Source organism: Bacillus cereus (assembly GCF_007678085.1).
GTDB classification, from domain to species: domain Bacteria; phylum Bacillota; class Bacilli; order Bacillales; family Bacillaceae_G; genus Bacillus_A; species Bacillus_A cereus_BE.
The window spans coordinates 98,363-124,824 of the sequence record NZ_VEDW01000003.1 but is presented as its reverse complement, the minus strand read 5'-3'; the positions used below and the strand labels follow the sequence as shown (position 1 = coordinate 124,824).

Here is a 26,462-nt window from a genome sequence, read left to right as displayed (position 1 = left end):
ATTACGCTTGTTGTTGCGCGTTATATAAATCTTCAAGTGGCTTCATGATAATTTTGTTAACGTCAGTGATAACGATGTTTAAACGTTGCTCAGTTTCCATTAACTTTGTAATTTTAGCATCTTGTTGAATGCGTGCTACAACTTCTTGTGCTTTTTGGTTATCTTCTTCAGTGATTTCTTGACCTTGCATCATTTTTTGTTGTAGGCCAAGTTGCATTGTGCGGAACTCATCGAATAAGTTCTTTGAAGCTGTATCAGCTTGAACTGCTGCGTAGCTTGCTTTTAATGTTTGGAAATCTTCGTTTTCAGCGATTGCTTTTTGTAATTCATATGCAACATCATGAATGTTTTTTGTCATTTTATTTTTCCTCCTTTAGAAGGCTAGCGCTTTTCGCTCACACTGCCTTTTAAGTGCATTTACATACGCACCTCTTCTTACCATATCAAACTATGCAAGAGATGTGAAGAAATTTCACTTTTATTTCTATGTACCTACCTTATTATTTAAGAAACAACAGTAATAATCCTTGCACGAGTCCAATCATCCCGCCTAATAAAGCACCTAAATACGTAATCATTTTTAGTTCATTTTTCGTAATGGACAGCACTAAATCTTCTAGTCTCTCCGTTGAAAATGTAGACACTTCTTGCTGGACAATTTCCGCAAGGTGGAGATTATTTAATATACTCGCTACGTTTTTTGTCCCCCACTTTAAGCCTTTCGTTACTACACTTGGAACTACCTTTTCCATAATTGTTTCTCGAACAGGCTCACATACTTGCTGCACAGATTTGTTTAAAAACTTACTCACTGTTTCCTCCACTTTAACTGCTGACAATATGGAGTTTACAATCATTTCTTTTTCTACAAACGTTTCTAATTCTTTTACATCTCTTCCTTTTAACTTCTCCCACTCTTTTTGCAGTACATCAGTTAAAAGCTGCTTTGTGCCATCTTGCCCTAAAAATTTAATAACTTCTGGCTGCACACGATCCACTACACTTACATTCCCTAAAAACATTCCGACTAAGTTAAGTAGCGTTCCCCTAGAAGCAAAGAAATCATCAATCATTTTTGAAAGACGTGCTTTCCCTTCTTCACTTTCAAAAAAACGAATTCCTCGCTCTAAAATAAACGCCGAGACATTTGGGATTGTATTCTCTATTTTTTCATGAACAGAATGAGGTAAAGCTTGTTCCCATGTATATGTATAGTACTCTTCTAAAAATGCCTCAATCTTTTCTGTAATCACATGTTCGATTTTCCTAGTTGCCTCTTTTTCTACATGCGCTACATTCCATTTTTCTAACATATGTCGTAATGACTGTTCATTCGTCATTACTTTATCCACTTCTACTTGTGTCCATTGAATTAAGCCTTTTTGAAACTCTTCATTTGTTAGTTTCTTTCCAATTCCTTCTGGCGTTAACAAATGCTCAACAACCATTTTTCCTAATTGAACAGCAAGCTCATCGCGACGCTTCGGAATTAACCCTGGTGTAAATGGCACTTGAAACTTTCCAATATAAATAGGGCGATGAGGACGAAATAACATTTTTATCGCTAAATGATTTGTGAATCCTCCAATAATCGCTCCGAGCCCTGTCGTCGTTAACATACTTAACCATATATTCATTACAATCAACCTTTCGCTTCTCCAAAACTATAGCATATCATCATACGGACAAAAGTATAATGGTATAAAAACGTATTTGCAATATATAGCTTCGCCTATTATGCCAACATTTTGTTAGTAAAGGAGTGATTTCGTTGGTTCTCGGTATTTTGACTTCTCACCCTCATTATGAGCAAATGTATTACACCGAAATCGCTAAACGCGCTCGGCTTTATCATAATGTCGTTGCCCAGTTTACGCCATTTGGTATTGATCCTAAAACAGATCTTATTTCTGGTCTGATTTATGATACTGATACAGGAAAATGGAAAGAGCAAACATTCCCTATTCCTTCTTATATATACGATCGTTCTTCTTTTAACGAGGACACAGACTTCGAAAAAGCAAAGTCAATCATTCACTCATTACACAACCGCACTACCACTACCTTTTTAAATAACACACTCATTGACTTAAGCGAACTACATGATGTATTTCTCACGAATAAAAAATTATCTCCTTATATACCAAAATTTGAAATAGCAACGATACAAAACATTTTCAAATTGTTATTAAAAACAAAAGATATTATTATACGTCCTACTCATACACATTCCAATGAAAGTCTGTACCGGATTTCTTATAAAAATAAAACGTTTCATATCGATACAATCAATGACGCATATCATACTTCTACTCCAATCAAACGGACAGATGAATTTATATCTTGGTACAAATCTAATATACGATCAACACGTTACATCACTCATACAATGCTGCAACCACCAAATCAATTAACATACCCACTCCATATTCGAACCATTTTGCAAAAGAATAAAGAACAAAAGTGGAATGCGATCGGCCAATTTATACAAAAAAGCTCATTTCCGAATCAACTTTTGCTTTCGGCAACGGAAGATTCCTCGCTGCATTCATTTTCAAAAGTTAAATACGTATTATCTAGTACCGGTGTACAATTATTACAGGACGCTTTACATGACATTATAAATGAAGTGTTTCAAACACTAGATCAATCTTATTCTTCTTTATTCGAGCTAGAGCTTTCCACCATTATGGATCAAAAGGGGGCAATTTGGCTTATGTATGTCAACACGATTCCCCCGTACGAACATTACATTCGTCATAGTGATTCATTAGCCGAAAAAATATATCACGGACCACTAAAATTTAGTCGCTTCACACCATAATGAAAGGGGGTAAACCCATTTTGAAAGAGCACATATATACATTAAATATTTCAGATGAGCATCCAAATAGTATTACTTTACCTTATATTTTTTCCATTACACCACCAATTGCATCCCTTTCCTTCGGCGTACGCCATGTTGCAAGTGAAGATGTAAAAATTCATTATTCCTTTACTCGTGAAATCATTATCGGAAAACAAATCGCAGAGAAACTTTTACTTCTTCATTCCACTACTATCCATGCATTCACACAAAATGAAACCATTATTTTCGGACCATTAATCGGGATTTTTACAACTGGTTTTAACGATGATTCTTCTAATCCTTTAGGGAACCGTTCAACTTCTCTTGGCGAGTTACTAACGCCGCCATTCACCCTGCGACCATTTGTATTCGTTTTTGGTGTGCAACATATAGACTGGGAAGATGAAACAATTGAAGGATATTTCTTTCAAGAGGAGCAGTGGATAAAGAAAAAAGTACCTTTTCCAAATGTCATTTACGATCGATTACCAAATCGAAAAGCCGAAAATTATAAACCAATTGTAAGAGCAAAAAGAAAATTAGAACATGACTATGCTATTCCATGGTTTAATCCAGGATTTTTTAATAAATGGGAAGTGCACCAACTTCTTATGAAAGATGAATCCATTATGCCGTTATTACCAAACACAGAAACATTTCAGCACTTCGAGCAAGTTGAACGATTTCTCGGAACGTATAAATCGATTTACATGAAACCGATTCACGGCAGCTTCGGTAGAAATATTCATCAACTATTTTATTCTCAAGCAGAGAATTGCTACTACTGTCGTTATCGCGAAAATGAAGAAAACAAACTAAGAAAGTACCAATCATTAGAAACGCTTCTAAACCATGTGTTAAAAGGACATGATTTAAAAAAGTTTATCGTACAACAAGGTATTCCATTACTTCGCTTCGATGGGCAACCTGTTGATTTCCGCATTCATACAAATAAAAATCATTTCGGCCAATGGATGGTCAGTGCAATCGTTGCAAAAATTGCTGGCAAAGGTAGTTTAACAACGCATGTGAATAGCGGTGGCGATACAAAATTACTACAAGAACTTTTTCCTGATTCAACAAAACAAGTTCAAATTGAAAATAAGTTAAAACATACTGCCTTACAAATCAGTTACGCGCTCGATGAGCAAGTAACCGGAAATATTGGAGAAATCGGTTTTGATATCGGTTTAGACACGCAAGAAAACCCGTGGCTCTTTGAAGCAAACTCTAAACCTGGGCGAACTGTATTCCAAGATGAGAAGTTAAAAGAGCAAAGTGAACTAACGCGCCAATTATTTTACGAATATGCCATCTACTTAACTGAACATTCTTTGCGCGATGCAAAAGAAAAAATGTCTCAAATAAAATCAGGAGCTTCCTCAAGCACTGAGCATATCCCTTCCCCTATGATTCACTCACAAATAAGAAAACAAAAACTTCCACCTCATTCATAAGGTGGAAGTTTTCTATTTACACAAGTTTTACTACAACCTCTGTTTCCACATTACATACTCCGCAATAAAAAATATGTTTGCAGTATTCATTTGAACTATTATGTGTTAAACCATCTACTGCATTTAATAATTCTTGGTCCATATACGCACTATAATCGTCTATGTAATCTACAGCCTTCCCATAATCTTGGAGTATACTTTGGCAATTTTGACAAGAATATGTTTGTGATTCTAATGCATTGCAAAGCGGGCAAATTCCCATCACGATTCCTCCATACGTTATCATTTACAAGCTGATTGAAGAGAGCATCTAGCCGTGAATAGGAGCATTTTGTTCCGCTCCTATTCAAAATAGAACTATAAAGTTAATGATTTGCCCCCAAATAGCGGGATACAAACAAAAAAACATGTTTCATATCGCTCTTAGTTTAGCCTTCTTTCTAAAAAATACAACGATTACTCTTATTTCATACTTTACGAAATCACTAATATTTTTTTACAAAATTTACAAATTATTATTTCGTATATCTTTCTAGGTAACATCCATACTATGAGTACAAACTTAATTACCGATGGATTAGCGCCAAACGGGGCGATAATCTGGTTCAAATCCAGCTAGTCCAACCAAAAAAAAATTTTTATAACTCTAAGGAGGATATATTCCTATGGCAAACCAAAATTCTTCAAATCAATTAGTAGTACCAGGAGCAACAGCTGCAATCGATCAAATGAAGTACGAAATCGCTCAAGAATTTGGTGTACAATTAGGAGCAGATTCTACGGCTCGCGCTAACGGTTCTGTTGGTGGAGAAATTACAAAACGTCTAGTTGCAATGGCTGAGCAAAGCCTTGGCGGATTCCAAAAATAAATATATATGGCAAAAAGGTCTCAAGGCATATGCCTTGAGACCTTCCTTATTTACTGCAACATTTGTAAAAACTTTTTCGTGCGTTCTTCTTTTGGATTTGTAAACACATCTTCTGGTGTACCTTGTTCGACAACGACACCGCCATCCATGAAAATAACGCGGTTCGCAATTTGATGTGCAAAGCGCATTTCGTGCGTTACAATCACCATCGTCATGCCTTCTTTCGCAAGTTCTTTCATTACTTTCAGAACTTCTTGAACGAGTTCAGGATCAAGTGCTGACGTCGGTTCATCAAATAGTAACACTTCCGGCTCCATCGCAAGCGCGCGAGCAATCCCAACGCGCTGTTGTTGTCCGCCTGATAATTGGAACGGATATAAGTCTACTTTATCCGCAAGACCAACTTTTTCAAGGAAATAGTTTGCTTTCTTCTTCGCATCTTCTTTCCCCATCTTTTTCACTGTAACGAGCCCTTCCATGACATTTTGAAGTGCTGTTAAATGCGGGAATAAGTTATGGTGCTGGAATACCATACCTGTTTGCGTACGAAGATTGACAATATCTTTCTTCGATACTTTTTGAGAGAAGTCGAGCTCTTTATTACCGATACGAATACTACCAGCGTTCGGCGTTTCTAGCACGTTGAGACAACGTAAAAATGTCGTTTTACCAGATCCAGATGGTCCGATAATAACAACAACTTCTCCCTTCTCAACTGATAAATCTATATGCTTTAGTACGGTATTATCTCCGAAACTTTTTTGTAAATGTTGAATTGAAATCATAAAAACAAAAACTCCTTTTATGAAAGGGTTATTTTAGAGTGTAACGTTCTGAACGTTTTTCTAATATTTGTTGCACGATAGATAATAAGAAGCAAATTACCCAATAAATAAGACCGGCTTCGAAATAAACAATTAAAAACTCGTAGTTCATTGCCGCAATTTCCTGCGCTTTTCGGAACATTTCTGTTACTAAAATTAACGATGCTAATGAAGTATCCTTCACTAAACTAATAAATGTATTCGAAAGCGGCGGGATAGATACGCGCGTCGCTTGCGGTAAAATAACACGTTTTAGCGCTTGCGGATATGTCATCCCAATTGTGTAAGCTGCTTCCCACTGCCCTTTCGGAATGGAAAGGATAGAAGCACGAATAATTTCAGATGCATATGCACCGACATTTAATGAGAATCCAATAACTGCTGCTGTATATGGCTCAACCTCAATATTAAGAGTTGGAAGACCATAGAAAATAATAAATAACTGTACAAGAAGTGGCGTTCCGCGAATGATAGATACATAGATACGAGCAATCCATTGTAAAATACGACTACCTGAAATACGTGCAAGCGCCGTTAACGTCGCAAGTATAATCCCGATAATAAATGTAATAAGCGTTAATGGAATTGTCGTAAACACAGCTTCCTTCAGCATAGGCATGAAGGAAGACTGCATAATATCTATCCAAGTAGACAATCGATCTGAGACCAACGCACTACTTAGATACATTTTCACCAAACCATTTTTTCGCTATTTTATCGTACGTACCGTCTTTTTTCATATCTTCTAACGCTTTATTTACTTCTTGTACTAACTTGTCGCTACCTTTACGGAATAAGAATCCACTTTGTGACGCTTCTTTTTCTGTATCTACAATTTTAATTTTTGCATCTTTTTTCGTTTCTAAGTAGTTTAACACTGATAATTTATCATTAATTGTGAAATCCACGCGGCCAGTGTTTAATAATTCTGCTGCTTGACTAAAGCCTTCTACATTCGTAATTTCCGCGCCATTTTTCTTAGCAATATCTGCATAGTTACTTGTTAAAGATTGTGCTGCTTTTAGTCCTTTTACATCAGCAAATGTAGCAGGTTTATCTTTATCTTTTGCAATAACTAATACCGCTGAAGATGAAACGTATGGGCTAGAGAAGTCATATTTCTTTTGACGATCTTCACGAATACCAACTTCGTTTGCAACCATGTCGAAACGTTTTGCATCTAGACCAGCAAGTAAGCTATCCCATTGTGTTTCTTTAAATACAGGTTTTACACCTAAACGTTTTGCAACTTCTTCTGCTAATTCAACATCAAATCCAGTTAATTTATTGCTTGAATCGTGGAATGTGAACGGTGGATATGTACCTTCTGTTCCAATTACAAGTTCACCACTTTGTTTTATCTTTTGTAACGCATCTTGACTAGCTGTATCTTTTTTCTCTTCTTTACCGCAGCCCGCTACAATCCCAATCGCTAATGTAGTTACTGCAAGTACTGAAAATAATTTTTTCATGATGGTAATCCTCCAAGTATTCTGATAGGAATTTAAAAACTATATTGATTGTATGCAATCTTGAACAATTTTTCAATGAAAATGTTCTTATTTAGTTTATCCTTTTTCTTCATAATCAAACAAAAGGGGAAAATAACGCTACATACAAAAAATAAGTAACATTTTTTAATATAGCATTTATGGAGAAAAAGGTAAAACAATACTTCTTATTTAACTGGCTTGATTCGCTAAAAAAGAACTTGTGAAAATCACAAGTTCTCCTCCATACCTATTACGCGCTCTGATTACCTTCCATTTGCGTTTTGTACATATCATAATAACGCCCGCGCTTTTTCATTAGCTCATCATGAGAGCCTTTTTCTAAAATCGTCCCTCTATCGAGCACAATAATTTGATCTGCGCTTTTAATTGTTGAAAGACGGTGAGCAATAATAAATGTCGTTCTTCCTTTTTTCACAACTTCTAATGCTTGTTGGATCATCGCTTCCGTCTCCGTATCAATACTAGACGTTGCTTCATCTAAAATTAAAATAGCCGGATCAAAAGCAAGTGCCCTAGCAAACGATATAAGCTGACGTTCTCCGGTTGAAAGTGTACTTCCTTTCTCCGTAATTTCTTCATTTATATTATTCGCAAACCTTTCAGCACCAACATCACGCAATGCTTTTATGATGCGCTCTTTTGAAATTTTTTCATTCTCTAAGCTAACATTAGATGCTACTGTCCCGCTAAATAAAAACGGATCTTGCAGTACGATTCCCATATGTTCACGAGTTGCTTGTTTCGGCATCTCTTTTACATCTTGACCATCAATCGTAAGCTTCCCTTTTTCAAACTCATAAAACTGGAAGAGTACATTCATAATGGAACTTTTTCCTGATCCTGTATGACCGACAAGCGCTACTGTCTCGCCTTGCTTCGCTTCAAAAGAAATATTTTTTAACACTTCATCTTTTCCATTATAAGAAAACGACACATTATCAAACTTCACATTTCCTTGTAAGCGAGGCATACGTTCCTCTTCTACCGCTTCCCCTTTTTCCTCTAACAATTCAAAAACACGCTCTGATGCAACACGCGATTGTTCTAAATTAGCAAGCTGATTTACCATGTTTGTAATCGGAGAGAACAATCGTGTTAAATAATCAACGAACGCATACAGTATCCCTAGTGAAATGACGCCTGAAGCACTTAATGAAGCACCACCGAAATACCAAATCACACCTGTGAAAGCGATATTTCTTAATACAGACACTAGATTATGAGAAGTTGCTGCATTTAAATTCAAAATTTTATTTTGATATTTAAAATAATCGCCATTTAATTCTTCAAACTCTTTTTTCGTTTCACGCTCTTGACGGAACGCTTGAATAATTGGCATCCCTTGAATGGATTCATTCACTGTTCCATTAATATCAGATAAACGGGAACGCATTTTATGATTGTATACAGACGCATACTTTCTATAAAGAATCGCCCAAACGATTAAAATCGGGATAATAAGTAAACATAACGTCGCCAATTTTACATCGAGTAAAAATAGCGCCGCAAATATCCCAATAATATAAATGATACTAGAGACGAATGTCGCAAGCACCGTTACATATAAATCCCGAATGGCTTCCGTATCATTCGTGACACGCGATACAATTTTCCCTGCTGGTAAATGATCGAAATATCGAATCGGCAACGTTTGAATATGAGAAAAGACATCTTCCCTCATAATTTGAATAATTTTGTTCGCTGCCTTCTGTAAGAAAAATTGCTTTCCGTATGCAAATAATGAAACGACTACTAATAAAGCGAAATAACCACCACCAAGTAATAATAGAGGGCTTATTTCTGGTTTATAAAAAGCAAACACTTCTTCTTTCGTTAATGCTTTCGCTTTATACACTTGCACCGCCTTACCATTTTGAACGGTAATCATATCACCTTTTACAGTACGTGATCCTTCAACATTCACTTTATTCGGCACAAAGTAATATTGAAAACCGACTTGCATTACGCGTACTTCTTTTCCTTTTTTCTCACCTTCCTGGAAGCGATCACTTCGCTTATAAAAGGTGCCATTATACGAAACAGCCTCTTCACTCTTTTCTGTTTCATACCAAGGTTTCTCTATCCCAACGATGTGATCGTCAATCATCGTTTTTGCGACGAAAGGACCGGCAAGCTCCGCGATAACGAAAATAAATAACATTAGCATCGCCGCAAAAATTGTCCCCTTCACTTTCATCGCGTATTGAAACAATCGTTTTGAAACGCTCATATTTTCACCCCACTATCCGCACTTTCACTTTCTCCTTGTTGTCTTTCGAACTGCTCAGCATACCAGCCTCCGCGCTTAATAAGCTGATCATGCGTACCCTCTTCCATTACTTCACCTTCATCCATAACGAGAATCCAATCCGCATGTTGTACGGCTGATAAACGATGCGTCGTAATAATTGTCGTCTTTCCGCTTCTTTCTGTTCTTATATTTTCAATAATCGCTGCTTCCGTACGAGCATCAACAGCTGATAAAGAATCGTCCAAAATTAAAATTTCTGGATTTTGAATAACAGCTCGCGCAATCGAAATCCTTTGTTTTTGCCCTCCTGATAAAGAAACACCTTTCTCTCCAACGAGTGTTTCTAACCCTTCTGGCAAGAACTCTAAATCCTTTGTAAACGCCGCAATTTCAATCGCTTTCTCAAGTTCTTCTTCCGTCGCTTCTCGGTTCCCGAATAAAATATTTTCCCTCGCTGTTTTTGAAAACAAAATATGTTCCTGAGGTACATACCCAATCCACCCGAGTACATTTTCATTCGTTATTTTATCTAACGTCACATCAGAGACTGCAATGTCCCCATCTCCAAGTGGATATTGACGAAGAAGCTGACGTACAAGCGTCGTTTTTCCGCTTCCTGTTTTCCCAACAACCCCAAGCGTTTCACCTTGTTTTAATGTAAATGAAACCTTCTTTAAATTTGTTTCAGTTGATGAAGGATATGAAAAGGTAACATCATCAAACTGAATATAATCCGGCTCTTGTACAAGCTTTGGATTTTTCGGATCCTTTACATCTGGTTCATACGCTAACGTTTCATTCACACGGTCGAGTGACGCATTTCCTCTTTGCATAACATTGATTAGTTCGCCAATTGCAAACATTGGCCAAATCATCATCCCTAAATACACGTTAAACGAAACGAGTTCACCAAGTGTCACCTTTGATTGAAATACAAGATACGCGCCATACACTAAACCAATTAAATAACTAAGGCCAACGAGCATTTTCACAGTCGGCTGGAATAATGCATCAATTCTAGCTACTTTCATATTTTTTTCGTAGACGTCATCTCCTAAATGATGAAATCTTTCCTGATCTGCGTTCTCTTGTACGTATGCACGAATAACGCGCACGCCAGCGATTGATTCAAGTACTTTATCATTCATATCTCCGAACGCATCTTGCGCAACTGTAAATCTCTCATGCAATTTCTTTCCATATATATTCATCGCATACGCCATAATCGGAAGCGGTATAAGTGCCGCAAATGTAAGCTCCCAACTAATTGTAAATCCCATCATAAAGACAATCGTAAGCATATATAAACTCGAATCCACGAGCGTTAATATACCAAAACCAGCTGTCATAGCGATTGCTTTTAAATCATTTGTCGCTCTCGCCATTAAATCACCAGTACGATTTTTTTGATAAAACGTCGGTGTCATTTTAAGTAAATGCCCCATAAATTTAGAGCGCATCGTCTTCTCCAGTACAAATGCTCCTCCAAACAACTGATGTTGCCAAACGAAAGTAAGCCCATATCCAACGATCGTAACCCCTATTAAAATAAGAATAGATTGCATAATAGCTTCATTCGATAACGTTCCTGTTTTTATGTTATCAATCGTAACCCCTAACACTTTCGGGGGAATGACTTCAACTATATTTACAATTAAAAGAGCTCCAATGGCGATACTATATCTCTTCCAATGCTCTTTAAAAAACCATTTTAACTTTAGTAATACTGATAACAATGTAACCTCTCCCTTCTCGTTCTCGTTTCACTCCCATTTCTTTACCCGCTATCCAGACCCATCACATTTACATTTCGTAACCCATACAATCTCATCACATTTTTCCACCTTCCAAAGTTTTTTATCGAAACTATATAAGGGAAAATAAACAAAAAAAAGCATACCGCCGCTTGACGATATGCACAAAAATGCATAAAAGCGTACGTTACGATATACGCAACGTACGCTTTTTATAAGACAAAGATGCCCTATATATCCGCACGGGTTGCGTAATGATATGAATGTTGTCTGCCATTTAACAGAGCTAAGCCCATTACATTTACGATTACAATCATTACGCACACCCCCTTCATTTATTTTCCATTTATAATCTTACAACTTTATTGAGTATTCTGTCAATTATTTTTTTACACATCGAATAAAAACATACGCTACACCATCTTGAAATAAGAGAATCTTCTGTAAGAAAGGGCATACAAAATAAAAAAAGAATAAGAAATCGTTTTCACAAACATTTCATTTGAAAAATGTTATCAAACACCCTACAATCACCTTATACTCACTCTTACAAGTTGCTATTTTAGGAGGACTAATCATGACAACTAGCAATACGTACAAATTTTATTTAGACGGAGAATGGAGAGAAAGCTCTTCAGGAGAAACAATCGAAATTCCATCTCCATACTTACACGAAGTAATTGGACAAGTACAAGCAATTACTCGCGGAGAAGTAGATGAAGCAATTGCATCTGCAAAAGAAGCTCAAAAATCATGGGCAGAAGCTTCTCTACAAGATCGCGCAAAATATTTATATAAATGGGCTGATGAGCTCGTAAATATGCAAGATGAAATTGCCGATATCATTATGAAAGAAGTCGGTAAAGGTTATAAAGATGCGAAGAAAGAAGTTGTTCGTACAGCTGATTTCATTCGTTACACAATTGAAGAAGCTCTTCATATGCACGGAGAAAGCATGATGGGCGATAGCTTCCCTGGCGGAACGAAATCTAAACTTGCGATCATCCAACGCGCACCACTTGGTGTTGTATTAGCAATCGCACCGTTTAACTACCCAGTAAACTTATCTGCTGCAAAACTTGCACCAGCATTAATTATGGGTAACGCTGTTATTTTCAAACCAGCAACTCAAGGTGCAATTAGTGGTATTAAAATGGTTGAAGCACTTCATAAAGCTGGCCTTCCAAAAGGACTTGTAAACGTAGCGACAGGACGCGGTTCTGTAATTGGTGACTACTTAGTAGAACACGAAGGCATCAATATGGTATCGTTCACAGGTGGTACAAACACAGGTAAACATTTAGCGAAAAAAGCTGCAATGATTCCACTTGTATTAGAACTTGGTGGTAAAGATCCTGGTATCGTTCGTGAAGATGCTGACTTACAAGATGCTGCAAACCATATCGTAAGCGGTGCATTCTCTTACTCTGGTCAACGTTGTACAGCTATTAAACGTGTACTTGTACACGAAAACGTAGCAGACGAGCTTGTTAGCTTATTAAAAGCGCAAGTAGCTGAACTATCAGTTGGATCTCCAGAACAAGACAGCACAATCGTTCCATTAATCGACGACAAGTCTGCTGACTTCGTTCAAGGTTTAGTTGACGACGCTGTTGAAAAAGGTGCAACAATCGTTATCGGTAACAAACGTGAGCGTAACTTAATTTACCCAACATTAATCGACCACGTAACAGAAGAAATGAAAGTTGCTTGGGAAGAGCCATTTGGCCCAATCCTTCCAATCATCCGTGTTTCTTCAGATGAGCAAGCAATTGAAATTGCTAACAAATCAGAGTTCGGCTTACAAGCAAGTGTCTTCACAAAAGACATTAACAAAGCATTTGCAATTGCTAACAAAATCGAAACTGGTTCTGTTCAAATTAACGGACGCACAGAGCGCGGCCCTGACCACTTCCCATTCATCGGTGTAAAAGGTTCAGGTATGGGCGCACAAGGTATTCGTAAGAGCCTTGAGTCTATGACACGTGAAAAAGTAACTGTATTAAACTTAGTTTAATCTTATATGTAGAAGAAGCTGATCTAGTTTTAGATCAGCTTCTTTTTTCTATACATGCTTCCAAAAATAATAGCATGTTTATTTCACATTCCGATTTGGTTTTCCAAATCGAACTAAAACATGCCATAATAATTTTAATTCCTGAAGCACCTCTTCATATGTTCCGCGATCACTCCAAGATAGTGGATTCCTTTTCAAATCCACTACAGCAGAACCAATTATATGTGCATCAATACAATTATTTCGTGCAATGCGTCTTGCCAAAGATGGCATTTTTGAACCTCTGAAATCCATTGGAACTTCATCTACCATCAGTACAAAACCCTTGTGCCAATACAAATCAATAGAATACTTCAGACAAATTTCTTCTAAAGTTCTACCTACATTCGTCCCCTTAAATGAAGGATCTACAACAAGCACTTCCACATCTTCTTTAAGAGAAATATCTCCATGAATCTGTGCTTCAATATAATGATTAAGATTACGAGCTGACTCTTTGTTTACTAAATCTATAAACGACCTTTCCTGATTAGCCAGTAAATGATGAATGAATCTTGTTGGAGTCAAATTCCCTTCACCAATTGCAAAATCTCTTACAAATATCTCTTCCAAAAGAGCAGCTAAAATCATATCAAACTCTTCATAAGTACCCTTTTCTTTTGGATCTTGATGCGAATCTAAATACGTATATGTAGAGCGATAAGAAACTTTTGGAGATAAGAGAAAATAACATGATCCAAAGCGCGGGGCAGGCCCATCTGGATGTAACATTAAATTTAGCGCCCCATATTTGGGCCGTTCATTATTCGTTACGCCTTCCAATTGATATGCGCCTCCAAATATTCTCTGTTCCCAAAGGTCACGTTCACCACCCGGATAAGCAGACACACTTCCATTAGATAGCAATGTTTCAAACTGACTTTTATATATTCCTTGCTCAAACAGTGCTTCAGCAATATTTTTCATATTCGAATCTAATCTATCTGGATGAAAGTGTAAAGCAATCCTCGCATTTGATTTTAAATGAACGACAGCTTCTTCAAACATTTCATCTGTAATATTAGACATTTTCAATATATGATTAATTGTTGCTTTCGCCTCACATTTTTCGTTCTCTGCATATTTTGAAATATACTGTAAAGCAAATAATTGAGATCTTGATAATTCCACAATCAAACCTCTCCTTTCATTAAAATGACCTTAATCATTTCAATGAAAAGCTTATTCTTTCCTTCTTATGAAACAAACCTGGTTTATTAAAAAAGTAATTTAATAAGACCTAATTATACATACTCGCATTTTTCATGGGCAAATGTACACATTCTACAGAAATTTGATACCCTAGCCATCGCTCAGCAATATGTTCAAATGATGCAACAGAGCCTGTTGTAAAAAATCGATGTTTTGGATTAAGTTTGTCAGACAGAATTCCTTTGTGCTGTAAAATTGTGCTTAACTCTATCGCTGTTTCTTCTGCCGAGCTAATAATCGTTACATCTTCTCCTAATTCCTTTTTTATATAGGACTCTAAAAGTGGATAATGCGTACACCCAAGAATTAGCGTATCTATATCTTCTTTCGTTAATGGCAGTAAAGCTTGTTTCACTTGCTGCGTTACATATGCTATATCTTCTAATTGATTTTCTACAACTGTAGCTAAAGTCGGGCACGCATGACTATGCACTTCCAAATATGTATCAAGCTCGTGTAATGCTTTTTCGTACATATTAGATTTTATCGTACCTACAGTTCCAATTACCCCGATTTTGCCTTTCTTCGTCACTTTAATTGCAGCTCTTGCTCCCGGATGTATAACGCCAATAACTGGAATAGAAAGTGCTTCTTGCAAATCAGTCAATGCAGCAGCTGCACCAGTATTACATGCTACCACTAGAGCTTTTAATGGAAACTGTTTGAGGAACTCAACCATTTCAAATATGAAAGATTGTACCTCTTCTACACTTCTTGGCCCATACGGACAACGCTCATTATCACCAATATAATAAATGCTCTCTTTAGGCAATTGACGAATAATCTCACTCGCAACTGTTAATCCCCCAACCCCTGAATCTAGTACACCTATTACGGAATTTTCATTACATACAGACATATACTTCATCCCCTTCTCAATCTTCTAGCGTAAATAACATTTATTATATTATGAAAATTCAATATTACATAATAATCCCTCTCCCTTTTAATAACAAACTCTTCTCTATAATCTGATTATTAATATATCCATTGACGTATAAAAATTCATTTGTTACTCTTAAAGACGTTAATTTAATATTTAAATCCTCATTCGTATCTCGGTGAGGTAGAGGTTGCAGTCATTAAGAGTATCATTTCAGGAGATGTAGTGGCATTGATGAAGAAATGAGAAAGGAATGATTGCCGAAGTAAGTCGTGTCCACCATGCACACTTGCTGGGTCTGCATTTAATAAGTGCAGAACTGTCACAAACGTTTCGTTTGTGGAGAGCTATCGAGAGGTATGTCGTGGGTTTCTTATAAGATAGAAAGCATGTAGCGGCAAATTACGTGCTTTTTTTGTTTTGTTTGGGACTTCTCTTCTCTACTAAGAAGACATACATATCTCCTCGCTTGACTTGGTTATACTAACTTTGGAGGTATTTTCTATGCAACAAAAAAAATGGGGCTTTTGGGTACTAACAGCTTTCGTTGTCGGTAACATGGTTGGCGCTGGGATTTTCATGGTGCCAAGTACGTTGGCACAAACAGCAAGCCCTCTCGGTGTCACTTTAGCTTGGTTAACAACAGGGTTTGGTGTTTTAATGCTAGCTCTTGTTTTCGGTAATTTAGCAATTCGTCGTCCTGATTTAACGACAGGACCACAAAGTCATGCATATGCTTTATTCTCAACACCAAAAAAGAAAAAAATGGCTGGTTTCAGTATGGTATGGGGATATTGGGTTGCAAACTGGGCAAGTAACGTTGCCATCATTACATCTTTCGCGGGATATTTATCACTCTTCTTCCCGATTATGAAAGATACACGACTACTATTTTCAATCGGTTCTTTTAACATAGAAGTCGGAAAACTAATTACATTTACGATTTGTTCCATCTTACTTTGGGGAACTCACATTATATTAACAAACGGTGTAAGCGGAGCTGGAAAGCTAAACTTCTTAGCAACAACAACGAAAGTAACTGGATTCCTTTTATTCATCGTCGTTACGTTATTTGCATTCGAAGCTTCTAAGTTTGGACAATGGTACACACCGATGATCGATAAATCCGGTGTATCACACGGCCTTCTTTCACAAGTAAATTTAGCTGCTCTTACAACGCTTTGGGCATTTATCGGAATTGAATCAGCAGTCCTTTTATCAAACCGTGCTGTTTCTCCAAAAACAGTAAAACGTGCAACAGTTGCGGGGTTACTTATTACAGTTGCGATTTACTTAGGAATTACAATTTTAACAATGGGTGTACTTCACGTTGATAAATTACAAGCTTCTGAACGTCCATTAGCAGACGCACTAAATGCTGCAATGGGTCATGGCGGCGGGAAACTGATGGCATTACTTGCTCTTACTTCCCTATTCGGTTCTATCTTAGGCTGGATTTTATTAAGCTCAGAAGTACCATATCAAGCAGCAAAAGAAGGTTTCTTCCCTTCCTTCTTCACGAAAACAAATAAAAAAGGAAGTCCAATTTACTCATTACGATTAACAAACATTATGTCGCAAGTGTTCTTATTCTCAACATTATCAGGAACAATTGCGGAAGCTTATACATTCGTTATTACCGTATCAACACTGGCCTACCTCATTCCATATCTCGTTTCACCAATCTTCCAGTTAAAACTAGTCGCAACTGGTGAAACATATAAAAATGAAATGCGGGCAAGAATTACAGATGGTATAGTCGCAGTGATCGCACTTTGCTACGCACTATGGGTTATTAAAACGGGTGCATCCGATATAAAAACGTTCCTTCTCGGAATTGGTTTATTCGTAATCGGCTTTGCCTTCTATCCATTAATGAATCGTGATCAGAAAAAAAATAACGAAAAGAAAAACGAGCAAGTTGCATAACGCAATTTGCTCGTTTTTTCTTTTGTAAAACATATATAATAGAACAAAGAGGTGAAAAACATGTCAATCGAATCACTGTGGAGCAGTCGCTTCCAACAACATATACAAAATATCATTACATACTTTGCACGTATGATTAACGGTTTACTATATAGCTTTATCTTTATTTCATGCGTTGGCGCATACTACTATGCTCAGTTTCTAAAAGCATCTCCTTCTAAAGGAATATCTTTACTACTCATCACGATTGTACTTACATTCATTATAACGAGATGCCCCATCCGTACATTTATTCAGAAACCTGATGCTGTCTATTTACTAGCACTAGAAGAGAAATTAACATCTTATTTCAAAAAATCTCTTCTATATAATTACATCATTCAGCTTTTTCCATTATTATTTACGTTCCTGATTCTCGTTCCACTTGCCATGCAATCCTTACAAGTAACGGTACCTTTCTTATGTACAATCTTTACCGTTTTAATGATTACGAAAGCTTGGAACTTGTACATACATTGGATGTGGCGTGATAGTCATGAACAAAGCATATGGTTCATTATTCGTATTACTTGTAACGCACTAATTACTTATATGCTGTTTTACTCAGCAAATGTTCTCATATTAGGCGGATTACTCTTACTACTTACTTTCCTGCTTCTATATACGAAAAAACAGCCTACAAAACGAATACCGTGGGATTACATAATTGAGCAAGAAGAAAAAATGAACGTTCGTTTTTATCAATTTGCTAGCATTTTCACCGATGTTCCGCAACTGAATAAGCAAGTAAATAAAAGAAAATGGCTTACAAATTGGATTGAACCTTTATTACATAAAAAGCAAGCAACTTTCTTCTATTTACATACACTCGCATTTTTACGCGGGAATGATTATTTCGGTATATATATTCGCTTAGGAGTAATTGGTGCATTCGCCTTATATTTTATACCAAATATATACGTAAAAGGCGCTATCGCATACATCGTCCTATATATGATTTCTATGCAGCTTCGCTCCCTGTGGAAATATTTTTCGGGAAATATTATCGTAGCATTATATCCAATTGATACTGAAAAACGAATGAACCAATTTCTTCACTTAATCTTTATATTACTAAGCATTCAGCTCATTGTATTTTCAACTGTTATTCTCATTGCTACAGGTCAATTTTTACATAGCCTTATCATTATGATTGTCGGGTTACTCTGGATCAAATTTATTATTGTACCAAAAACGAAGCAACGCGTTTCTTCGTTTTAACGAAAAAAATTATCTTAAAAGCCAAAGAGAAAATAAATCTTCTCCTTGGCTTTTTTTATTTTTCTTCCTCAAACAAGAATCACCGGCACAACCGATATTTTATGATTTTACATACAAAAATGATAATACATGTTTATGTCCTAATAAAAAGGGTATGTATTAAAGTAACAGGGCAAAGGAACTGGAGGGAATGAAAAATATGAATTAAAGTTTCACTTTATAAAAGACATTGCTCAAGAATGATTCTGAAACCGATAATATAATGTAAGGAGCGGATTAGAATGAGTAAAAAAATTGCTATTTTAATAACGGATTATTTCGAGGATACAGAATACACAGAGCCAGCAGATGCTTTTAAACAAAAAGGATATGAATTAACAACTATTGAAATGGAAAAAGGTAAAACAGTACATGGTAAACAAGGAAAAAGTGAAGTTGTAATTGATAAAGGTATCGATGATGTTTCTCCAGAGGACTTTGATGCCCTCTTCATACCAGGCGGATTTTCCCCAGATATACTTCGTGCAGATGAACGTTTTGTTCGCTTTAGCAAAGCATTTATGGATACGCAAAAACCTGTTTTTGCTATTTGTCACGGCCCTCAATTACTCATCACTGCACAAACACTTGAAGGACGCGATGTGACTGGATATAAATCCATTGAGGTTGACTTAAAAAATGCTGGTGGACATTTTCATGACAAAGAGGTTGTCGTATGCCAAAGTCAGCTAGTAACAAGTAGACAACCGGAGGATATCCCAGCGTTTACTGAAGAATCATTGCGCATATTAGGATAGTTACTTTGATTAATCCCCTTTTATTTATATGAAAGAATTTAATCAGTGGGGTTTTGTTCGTCCCCCAGTGATTATTAGCCCTCACCAACTGGTCGTTTACAGGCAATCCGACCTCCACAAATAGCGAGATAAATAAAAAAGGGTGTAATCCAAAAGTGCAGTTTTAATGACCTTTTGGTTTACACTCTTTTCTCGTCCCAAAATTTCTAATCACCTTTTCATAGGAATTTCTCATATAGTGAAAATGACTATACAATTCCTATCCATAAGTTAAATCATGATTTGACACATATATAAATACAAAAGATGGGAGCCTTAATTATGAATAACAATCCACCTTCAACGCCCCCAAATCCTACAGAAACGAATAATCGTGAAGTGAGCTTACAAACGTTACGCGTTATTGGACTTATTGTACTAATTAGTGGCTACATATTAGTAGCTCTTTCTGAAGTAGGAACGTTAAAAAATCTTTTGCTACAGCCTAGCACCACTCCAAACTTAGCTGAAGTTGATCCGTTTTAAAAATTATATAAAAAGCGAGTCCCAGTATAGCTGGTTCGCTTTTATATAATTTCATCCAATTTGAGAAACATTTCTCTCATCCTCATACTTCTCTTTCCCTATCGCCTTCATAAATAATAAAATACTGCTCATACCCACGATAAAGTACAGAGTACTCATGCCCCAAGATGCAAGAAATGAACCTAGCATAACACCTAATGCCCCGTTCATTTTTGCCACTTGAAAGACCATTCCGTTAATTGCCATGTATGAACCTCTTGCCTCATTTGGCACCATATCTGCCATTATAGATTGACGTACTGGCACATACATCATCTCTCCCACAGTTTGGAACAGCCCTGCAATTAATAAGATCCATAAGCTATTGCTCGTTCCGAGTATTGTAAATCCAATTGTATAAATGAATAAGCCTACATATAAGATTTTCAAATCGTTAAAGCGTTTCAGCATTTTAATAAGAAGCGCCGAACATAACACAACTAAAATTGTATTCTCTGCTGAAATCCAGCTCATCATTCGAATACCTGTTAAATCAAACGTAACACCATTCCCAAAGAAAAAGTGCACCGTTTCAAATTCCTGCTGCAAACGTACTCCTAAATAATTATTAACTTGAAACTCTAAAGATAATGTACATATACTTGCTGCACAAAAAATTAAAAACGCTCTATCTTTCATTACAACTTTATAACTATCCGCCATATCTTTTAATACATTTTTCTTCTCCACCGCTTTCCGTGCTACATACACTTCTTCCATATATACAGCCATCACGTATAAAGTAATAACCGCAATCACTGTTAATCCGATAAACAATTGCAATCTATAGTTCTCAAATAGTAATCCGCCAAATATGGCTCCAATCGCAATGGATAAATTAATTGCCCAATAGTTAATGCTGTACATCACTTTTCGATTTTCAGGTGTACTCACATCAATTAACATTGCCTCTGTCGCAGGATTCATAAGTCCAGACCCTAAACTATTCACTAGCATAAACACAAATGTTAGCCACGATGAATCTACATAATCTGAATTGGCAACTCCCATACAAGCAATGGAAATGACTTGTATACTCTGACCGATAATCATTACTTTTTTACGACCAAGTCGATCTCCAACATATCCACCGTATAAACCAATTACTAACGAAGCTATTACATTAATAAGTAGTAACGCACCAGCAATTGCACTACCTAATTTTATTGAAAAATAAATCGCCATAAATGGAAAAATCATCGTGGACACAGTACGTGTTAAAAACGAAGTTATAATTCTAATCTTTATATTTCGATGCATACTCCAAAAACCCATTGTTTCCCCCTCCTTATGCTTACTTATTTTACTTTGAAAAAAAGGAAGAAAAAGGTTAGAATATTCTAAAGAGTTTCCCCTTTTACGATAGAAGGAAGTGTATATATGAAAATTATGGACTATTACATTCGACTAAGACTACATGCACAGGATCAACAACATATACGAAATAGCTTACAAGAATTAGCGGATGTTTTATATTGCAGTACAAAAAACGTAAAGATTTTATTAAAGAAAATGAGTGAGGAACAATTAATTCATTGGACCCCAGGGCGTGGCCGCGGGAATAAAACAGAAATCCTATTTATACATAATTTCGTAGAAGCGATTGAATGCTATACAGATGAACTGTTAGCGCAAGAAAAATTAAAGGATGTTTTTCTTCTTTTAAAAGAACCGCTCCCTCTTGCACTTCAAAAAAAGATAGAGAATAAACTACATCATCATTTTGGATACGAACCTTCAAATGATATGTATGACATATTAAAGATTCCTATATCGAGAAAAATCTTCCCATTAGATCCGGCCTTTGTCGCTGTAACTACAGAGAGCCATCTTACGAGTCAAATTTTTGACACGTTAGTCGTTTATAACGATGTTACTGAAAAAATGGAACCACACATTGCACATACGTGGGAATTAAGTGAAGACGGGCTTACGTGGACCTTTTATTTACGAAAGAATATATATTTTCATAACGAAACAATTTTAACTTCTAAAGATGTACAATTTTCATTTGAACGATTAAAGCAAGTTCACTCTCCTTTCGAATGGTTAACAGAAGAAATTGTTCAAATTGAAACACCATCACCGCTGCAAATTCGATTCCATTTAGCAAAACCAAATCTATTTTTCTTACACTATGTAAGTTCCATACAACTAGCAATTTTGCCGCGTGATGCTAGTATTCAAGATCATCATTATATAGGTACTGGACCTTTCAAACTTGCTCATTACTCTGAAGATAATATCGTACTTGAAGCGTTCACCCATTATTTTAAAGAACGTGCGTTATTAGACCGTATTGAATTTTGGGGTATTCCTGATCATGTGCAAATAGATGCTGATTATGAACTACCAAATGAAGAGGAAAATGAAAGGCATGATATACAAATAGAAGAAATAGGTTGTATTTATGCTGGCTTCAACTTTACAAAAACCGGTCCTCATCACGACATGTACTTTAGAAAAGCTTGGAGAGAACTATATGACGTTGAAACGATACTTCGTAGCATAGAGGGTAGACGGACAATTGCTGCATCAAGCTTTTTCCCTGAAAGAAGTCGCCAAGCTTCTAAAAGATCTTACTCTTTAGAAAAAGCGAAAGAGTATTTAAAAAAGAGCACCTATAATGGAGAAACGATACATATTTACTTCTTCGCATTTAAAGATAGTGCAAATGATGCATATTTCCTAAAAGAACGATGTGAAAGTTTAGGTATACAAGTAGAGCTTCACCCCTTTCCCGTTTCAGATTATATGAACCGTTCTATCGATCAACATGCCGATATTATTTTCATGGGAGAAGTGTTTGCTGCCGATCATGAACTTGCATTCTTAAATGTATTTAAAAATAAAAGCTGCTTCGTAAGTCGGTTCATGGACCCGCACTATGAAAAACAAATTAATTGTTTACTTGATACATTTTTATTAGAAGAAAATAAAGAGAAACGCTATGAGCTCATGTATGAAATTGAAGAATTTTTACAAGCAGAACACATCATTTTATTTAACTATCACGTTTTAAAAAGAAAAACGTATCCTTCTTCTTTAAAGAACGTAACAATTGATTCATTCGGCTGGGCAAATTTTGCGAAGTTATGGATACAGCCATCCATGTATTAAAATATGAGTCATTATAAAAGGAGACGAACCATGAAACGCACCCTAGAAAAAAGACTTTCCTATCTATACACAGGTGAGTTATTTTCAGTCATTACTTTTATTTTCACAAGTTACTTACTTAATTATGCTTATCCTACGTTACATTTATATTCCCTATATTCTTTTTGGGTCTCATTTCTTCTTTTGGAGTTTATCTTATTACAAGGAACACTTTACTGGTACGTAAAGTGGAAACGACTAAAAAAAGAGAAAACATCTGTTACACCTTTTAGGATAATTCGATATTTAAAACTACTTAAAAAGATAAATATAGCATTCATTATCGCAGGATTTATTACGTTTACTATTGATTTTATAATTTGGTTTCCCCACTTACCTTTAGGCGGAGTATCATTCACTCTATTTATTTATATTTTTGCATTACTTGAGTACATTAACTATTATCACACTCAGCTTTCATACGATAACATCTCTGATATTAAACATTTAATCAAATCAAAAAAACTAAAACAGTCCTGTATAAGTAAAGATTTTCAACGTATTTCATAAAATGAAACTTAATTAGTGGGAGTTTTGTTCATCCCCACTAATTATTCACCCGCACCAATCAAGCTTTTACGGGCAGCCCGGCTCCCACAAATAGCAGGATAAAACAAAAACCCCTTACCTTCATAAGGGGTTTTATTACTTAGCAAAACTTTCAGCCAACTGTTTCTCTCTCCACATAAATGTAATAGCGAGACCAACTATTAAAACAACTCCTGAAAATGCATATGGATAATGAATATTCATATCAAATAATATTCCGCCCATCGCTGGTCCTGCGATATTTCCTAAACTCGTATAAGTCGAGTTCATACCAGCAACGAATCCTTGCTCTTTTCCGGCTGCTTTTGATAAAAACGTCGTTAAAGCTGGACGAAGTAAATCAAATGCTAAGAAAATGAAGCAAGTAACGAGAAGTACAATCCAATAATTAAAGACTACAGTTGAGACGAATGCTAATACTGCACCTACAATTAAACATATTTGAATTAACACTTTTTCACCGAACATGTCGACCAATTTGCCAAACATAAATACTTGCACAACTACCCCAAAGATGGAGCTAATCGTAATAATTGCTGCAATATCTTTCGGTGTAAATCCAAACTTATGATCAGAAAACAGACTAAACACAGTTTCATACGCTGATAATCCGAATGCGAGTACAAATACGATAATAAATGCAATTGCATACATTGGATGTAATGATTTCTTTAAATCACCAATAAAACTCGATTCTTTCGTATTAGCAGAAATCTCTGCAAGCTCTTCCTTCGTTAACGGCTCTTTCAAAATAAAGATCGAAATTACACATGCTATAAAAGCAATTGCTGCTGCAACGAAAAACGGCACACGTATTCCGTATTCTGCAATAAATCCGCCAATTCCAGGCCCTATAATAAATCCAGTACTAATTGCGGCAGATAAATATCCCATCGCCTTTGGACGTTCTTGCATAGAGGTAATATCCGCAACATATGCCGTAACACCAGGCATAATAAACGCAGCACTAATTCCGCCTAACACCCGTGCTACATAAAGCATCCACACATCTTTTCCTAATCCGAAAAGAAGTTCTGAAACACCAAAAATAAATAATCCAATGATGATCATTTTCTTCCTACCGTAAAGGTCAACCCACCGGCCTGTAATAGGTGACGTAATGAGCTGAGCCATTGCAAACACTGCAACGAGATAACCCATCGTCTTTCCTGTTAAACTCATGTCATTCATAAAGGACGGCATAACCGGAATGATTAATCCAATCCCTAAAAAAGCGATAAATATATTACTCAAAAGAATGACCAATACCATCTTTTGTTCTTTTATCGGTTTCTTCACTTTTTAACACCTCTTCCCGTAAGTTCCTCAAAAAAAATAATGCCCAAGAAGCTTTTTCTTTATCCTGCTATTTGTGGGCTAATCATGAGTAGAGATGCCTCCACTCATTAGAATTTCACACTATCCTTCCACACATACATAAGCATTAGGTGAATGACTATCATTCAGTTTCCCTCAAAAATGAACCTACCTTTTCAGACAGGTTCATCTTACTATTTCTTTATATGTAGTGCATGTGTTAAAAAATCTAGTACTTCTGCCTTTTGTAGCTCGACTTGCTCTTCATCTTTATGATCATATAAATAAACTTGTTCCGCTGCTGATTCAACTAGAGCGATAAATAACTTCGCTGTTCGCTCTGCGTGAACCGAATCACGAATTTCACCAGCTTCTTTCGCCTCATTTAAAAATTCACTTAGCCACATATAAAGAGGCTCATACACAGCTTCCCATTCTTTTATATGTTCTGTAGATGCAAGACCCGCATACATTAAAGCTTGTATTTCACGATATTCCGCTATAAAGTGAAACACCGCATCTATTACTTGCGCCACTTTACTTGAGAAAGGCGCATCGTTTTGCACTTTTTCTTTCACTGCAAGTATCATCTTTTCAACCATCACTTCTGCTATTGCAGGCATAACAGATAACTTAGAAGGAAAATATAAATAGAAAGTTCCTTGTGCAATGCCAGCTAATTTCACGATATCAGAAATCTTCGTTTTTTCAACGCCCTTTTCCTGAAACACTTCAATAGCTGCATAGACAATTTTCTCTTTTTTATTCATCATCTAAACCCTTTCAAACACGTATTGAATGACTGTCACTCATTTTATAAAATAACTAGCTGTACTGTCAATTATCGTGCACTTTTTATAATAAAAATCTCCTAACGACTTGTTAGGAGATACAGCATATTTTTACGAAAGAGCCTTTAATCCTGTCACTCCGCATACAATAAGAGCCACACTAATGATACGTGCTTTACTTTTCGACTCACCAAACAGGAACATGTTTAATAAAACGGCACCTGCTGTTCCAATACCAATCCAAACCGCATACGCGACACTTACTTGTAAAAATAAGAAAGATGTATACAAGAATGCAAAGGATGTAGCAAACCCGCCTATATAAAGCGCACCATTTGCTAACGTTTTATCTTTACTATACATTTTTAGACCGATCACACCGACTATTTCACTAATTGCAGCACAAAATACGAAAAACCAACCCATCT

General features: G+C 36.3%; 24 protein-coding genes and 1 riboswitch. Of the genes, 10 read left to right on the top strand and 14 right to left on the bottom strand.

The window, feature by feature from the left end; genetic code table 11:
- Position 1: 1 nt before the first annotated feature.
- Both FS742_RS14330 and FS742_RS14325 read right to left on the bottom strand, forming a co-directional pair.
- Positions 2–358, bottom strand: a complete 357-nt coding sequence (locus FS742_RS14330; protein WP_097844551.1) for a YlbF/YmcA family competence regulator — start codon at positions 356–358, stop codon at positions 2–4.
- Positions 359–500: 142 nt separating this feature from the next.
- Positions 501–1,637, bottom strand: a complete 1,137-nt coding sequence (locus FS742_RS14325; RefSeq protein ID WP_144613115.1) for a DUF445 domain-containing protein — start codon at positions 1,635–1,637, stop codon at positions 501–503.
- A 134-nt stretch (positions 1,638–1,771) separates the two neighbouring features.
- Here FS742_RS14325 and FS742_RS14320 point away from each other — a divergent pair, with 134 nt between their 5' ends.
- Together FS742_RS14320 and FS742_RS14315 are read left to right on the top strand one after the other, a co-directional pair.
- On the top strand, positions 1,772–2,824 hold the full coding sequence (locus FS742_RS14320) for a YheC/YheD family protein (protein ID WP_144613113.1): 1,053 nt from the start codon (positions 1,772–1,774) through the stop codon (positions 2,822–2,824).
- A gap of 20 nt (positions 2,825–2,844) precedes the next feature.
- The gene (locus tag FS742_RS14315; protein WP_144613111.1) at positions 2,845–4,305 is read left to right on the top strand and encodes a YheC/YheD family endospore coat-associated protein; all 1,461 of its coding nucleotides are present in this window, start codon (positions 2,845–2,847) and stop codon (positions 4,303–4,305) included.
- A gap of 16 nt (positions 4,306–4,321) precedes the next feature.
- On the opposite strand, the gene FS742_RS14310 is transcribed toward FS742_RS14315, so the two are convergent.
- The gene (locus FS742_RS14310; protein ID WP_144613109.1) at positions 4,322–4,567 is read right to left on the bottom strand and encodes a hypothetical protein; all 246 of its coding nucleotides are present in this window, start codon (positions 4,565–4,567) and stop codon (positions 4,322–4,324) included.
- Positions 4,568–4,970: 403 nt separating this feature from the next.
- Here FS742_RS14310 and sasP point away from each other — a divergent pair, with 403 nt between their 5' ends.
- Positions 4,971–5,174, top strand: coding sequence for a small acid-soluble spore protein, SasP family (gene sasP, locus FS742_RS14305; protein WP_000013339.1), 204 nt, complete (start codon positions 4,971–4,973; stop codon positions 5,172–5,174).
- A 50-nt stretch (positions 5,175–5,224) separates the two neighbouring features.
- Here sasP and FS742_RS14300 read toward each other — a convergent pair whose 3' ends face one another.
- From FS742_RS14300 to FS742_RS14275, 5 genes are all read right to left on the bottom strand, one after another.
- Positions 5,225–5,959, bottom strand: a complete 735-nt coding sequence (locus FS742_RS14300) for an amino acid ABC transporter ATP-binding protein (RefSeq protein WP_144613107.1) — start codon at positions 5,957–5,959, stop codon at positions 5,225–5,227.
- Positions 5,960–5,987: 28 nt separating this feature from the next.
- A complete protein-coding gene (locus FS742_RS14295; protein WP_033655982.1) occupies positions 5,988–6,686 on the bottom strand; it encodes an amino acid ABC transporter permease in 699 nt (232 codons plus the stop codon).
- Positions 6,673–7,470, bottom strand: coding sequence for an amino acid ABC transporter substrate-binding protein (locus tag FS742_RS14290; protein ID WP_000732850.1), 798 nt, complete (start codon positions 7,468–7,470; stop codon positions 6,673–6,675). Before FS742_RS14290 ends, FS742_RS14295 begins: the two co-directional genes overlap by 14 nt.
- Before the next feature lie 271 nt (positions 7,471–7,741).
- Positions 7,742–9,742, bottom strand: coding sequence for an ABC transporter ATP-binding protein (locus FS742_RS14280; protein ID WP_144613106.1), 2,001 nt, complete (start codon positions 9,740–9,742; stop codon positions 7,742–7,744).
- Entirely contained in the window at positions 9,739–11,499 is a 1,761-nt protein-coding gene (locus FS742_RS14275; protein WP_144613104.1) for an ABC transporter ATP-binding protein, read from the bottom strand. Before FS742_RS14275 ends, FS742_RS14280 begins: the two co-directional genes overlap by 4 nt.
- A 595-nt stretch (positions 11,500–12,094) precedes the next feature.
- Here FS742_RS14275 and gapN point away from each other — a divergent pair.
- Positions 12,095–13,534 (top strand): NADP-dependent glyceraldehyde-3-phosphate dehydrogenase, encoded by a 1,440-nt coding sequence (gene gapN / locus FS742_RS14265; protein WP_087985762.1) that lies wholly within the window; start codon positions 12,095–12,097, stop codon positions 13,532–13,534.
- 78 nt (positions 13,535–13,612) lie between these two features.
- On the opposite strand, the gene FS742_RS14260 is transcribed toward gapN, so the two are convergent.
- Together FS742_RS14260 and racE are read right to left on the bottom strand one after the other, a co-directional pair.
- Complete coding sequence (locus FS742_RS14260; protein WP_144613102.1) at positions 13,613–14,704, bottom strand: DUF3626 domain-containing protein; 1,092 nt, start codon at positions 14,702–14,704, stop codon at positions 13,613–13,615.
- 109 nt (positions 14,705–14,813) lie between these two features.
- Positions 14,814–15,644, bottom strand: coding sequence for a glutamate racemase (racE, locus tag FS742_RS14255; protein ID WP_000109695.1), 831 nt, complete (start codon positions 15,642–15,644; stop codon positions 14,814–14,816).
- A 200-nt stretch (positions 15,645–15,844) separates the two neighbouring features.
- Positions 15,845–16,026: riboswitch (Lysine riboswitch) on the top strand.
- Positions 16,027–16,172: 146 nt separating this feature from the next.
- Between racE and FS742_RS14250 the strand changes: the two genes are divergently transcribed.
- The 4 genes from FS742_RS14250 (at position 16,173) to FS742_RS14235 (ending at position 20,179) form a co-directional block, all read left to right on the top strand.
- A complete protein-coding gene (locus FS742_RS14250; protein WP_016082719.1) occupies positions 16,173–17,597 on the top strand; it encodes an amino acid permease in 1,425 nt (474 codons plus the stop codon).
- A 60-nt stretch (positions 17,598–17,657) separates the two neighbouring features.
- A complete protein-coding gene (locus FS742_RS14245) occupies positions 17,658–18,857 on the top strand; it encodes an ABC transporter permease (RefSeq protein ID WP_144613100.1) in 1,200 nt (399 codons plus the stop codon).
- A gap of 281 nt (positions 18,858–19,138) precedes the next feature.
- Positions 19,139–19,654, top strand: a complete 516-nt coding sequence (locus tag FS742_RS14240) for a type 1 glutamine amidotransferase domain-containing protein (protein WP_144613098.1) — start codon at positions 19,139–19,141, stop codon at positions 19,652–19,654.
- Positions 19,655–19,975: 321 nt separating this feature from the next.
- A complete protein-coding gene (locus FS742_RS14235; RefSeq protein ID WP_016089175.1) occupies positions 19,976–20,179 on the top strand; it encodes a hypothetical protein in 204 nt (67 codons plus the stop codon).
- Positions 20,180–20,230: 51 nt separating this feature from the next.
- On the opposite strand, the gene FS742_RS14230 is transcribed toward FS742_RS14235, so the two are convergent.
- On the bottom strand, positions 20,231–21,493 hold the full coding sequence (locus FS742_RS14230) for an MDR family MFS transporter (protein WP_144613096.1): 1,263 nt from the start codon (positions 21,491–21,493) through the stop codon (positions 20,231–20,233).
- 105 nt (positions 21,494–21,598) lie between these two features.
- Here FS742_RS14230 and FS742_RS14225 point away from each other — a divergent pair, with 105 nt between their 5' ends.
- The gene (locus tag FS742_RS14225; RefSeq protein ID WP_144613094.1) at positions 21,599–23,338 is read left to right on the top strand and encodes an SgrR family transcriptional regulator; all 1,740 of its coding nucleotides are present in this window, start codon (positions 21,599–21,601) and stop codon (positions 23,336–23,338) included.
- Between the two features lie 30 nt (positions 23,339–23,368).
- Positions 23,369–23,887 carry a general stress protein gene (locus tag FS742_RS14220; protein WP_144613092.1) on the top strand — a complete coding sequence of 173 codons (519 nt, stop codon included), beginning with the start codon at positions 23,369–23,371 and terminating at the stop codon, positions 23,885–23,887.
- A gap of 135 nt (positions 23,888–24,022) precedes the next feature.
- Here the strand turns inward: FS742_RS14220 and FS742_RS14215 are convergent, their stop codons facing one another.
- The 3 genes from FS742_RS14215 to FS742_RS14205 all read right to left on the bottom strand — a co-directional run bounded on the left by FS742_RS14215 (position 24,023) and on the right by FS742_RS14205 (position 26,460).
- Entirely contained in the window at positions 24,023–25,225 is a 1,203-nt protein-coding gene (locus FS742_RS14215) for an MFS transporter (RefSeq protein ID WP_144613090.1), read from the bottom strand.
- Between the two features lie 212 nt (positions 25,226–25,437).
- Complete coding sequence (locus FS742_RS14210; protein ID WP_144613088.1) at positions 25,438–26,016, bottom strand: TetR/AcrR family transcriptional regulator; 579 nt, start codon at positions 26,014–26,016, stop codon at positions 25,438–25,440.
- A gap of 129 nt (positions 26,017–26,145) precedes the next feature.
- The gene (locus FS742_RS14205) at positions 26,146–26,460 is read right to left on the bottom strand and encodes a DMT family transporter (protein WP_000539674.1); all 315 of its coding nucleotides are present in this window, start codon (positions 26,458–26,460) and stop codon (positions 26,146–26,148) included.
- Positions 26,461–26,462 lie beyond the last annotated feature (2 nt).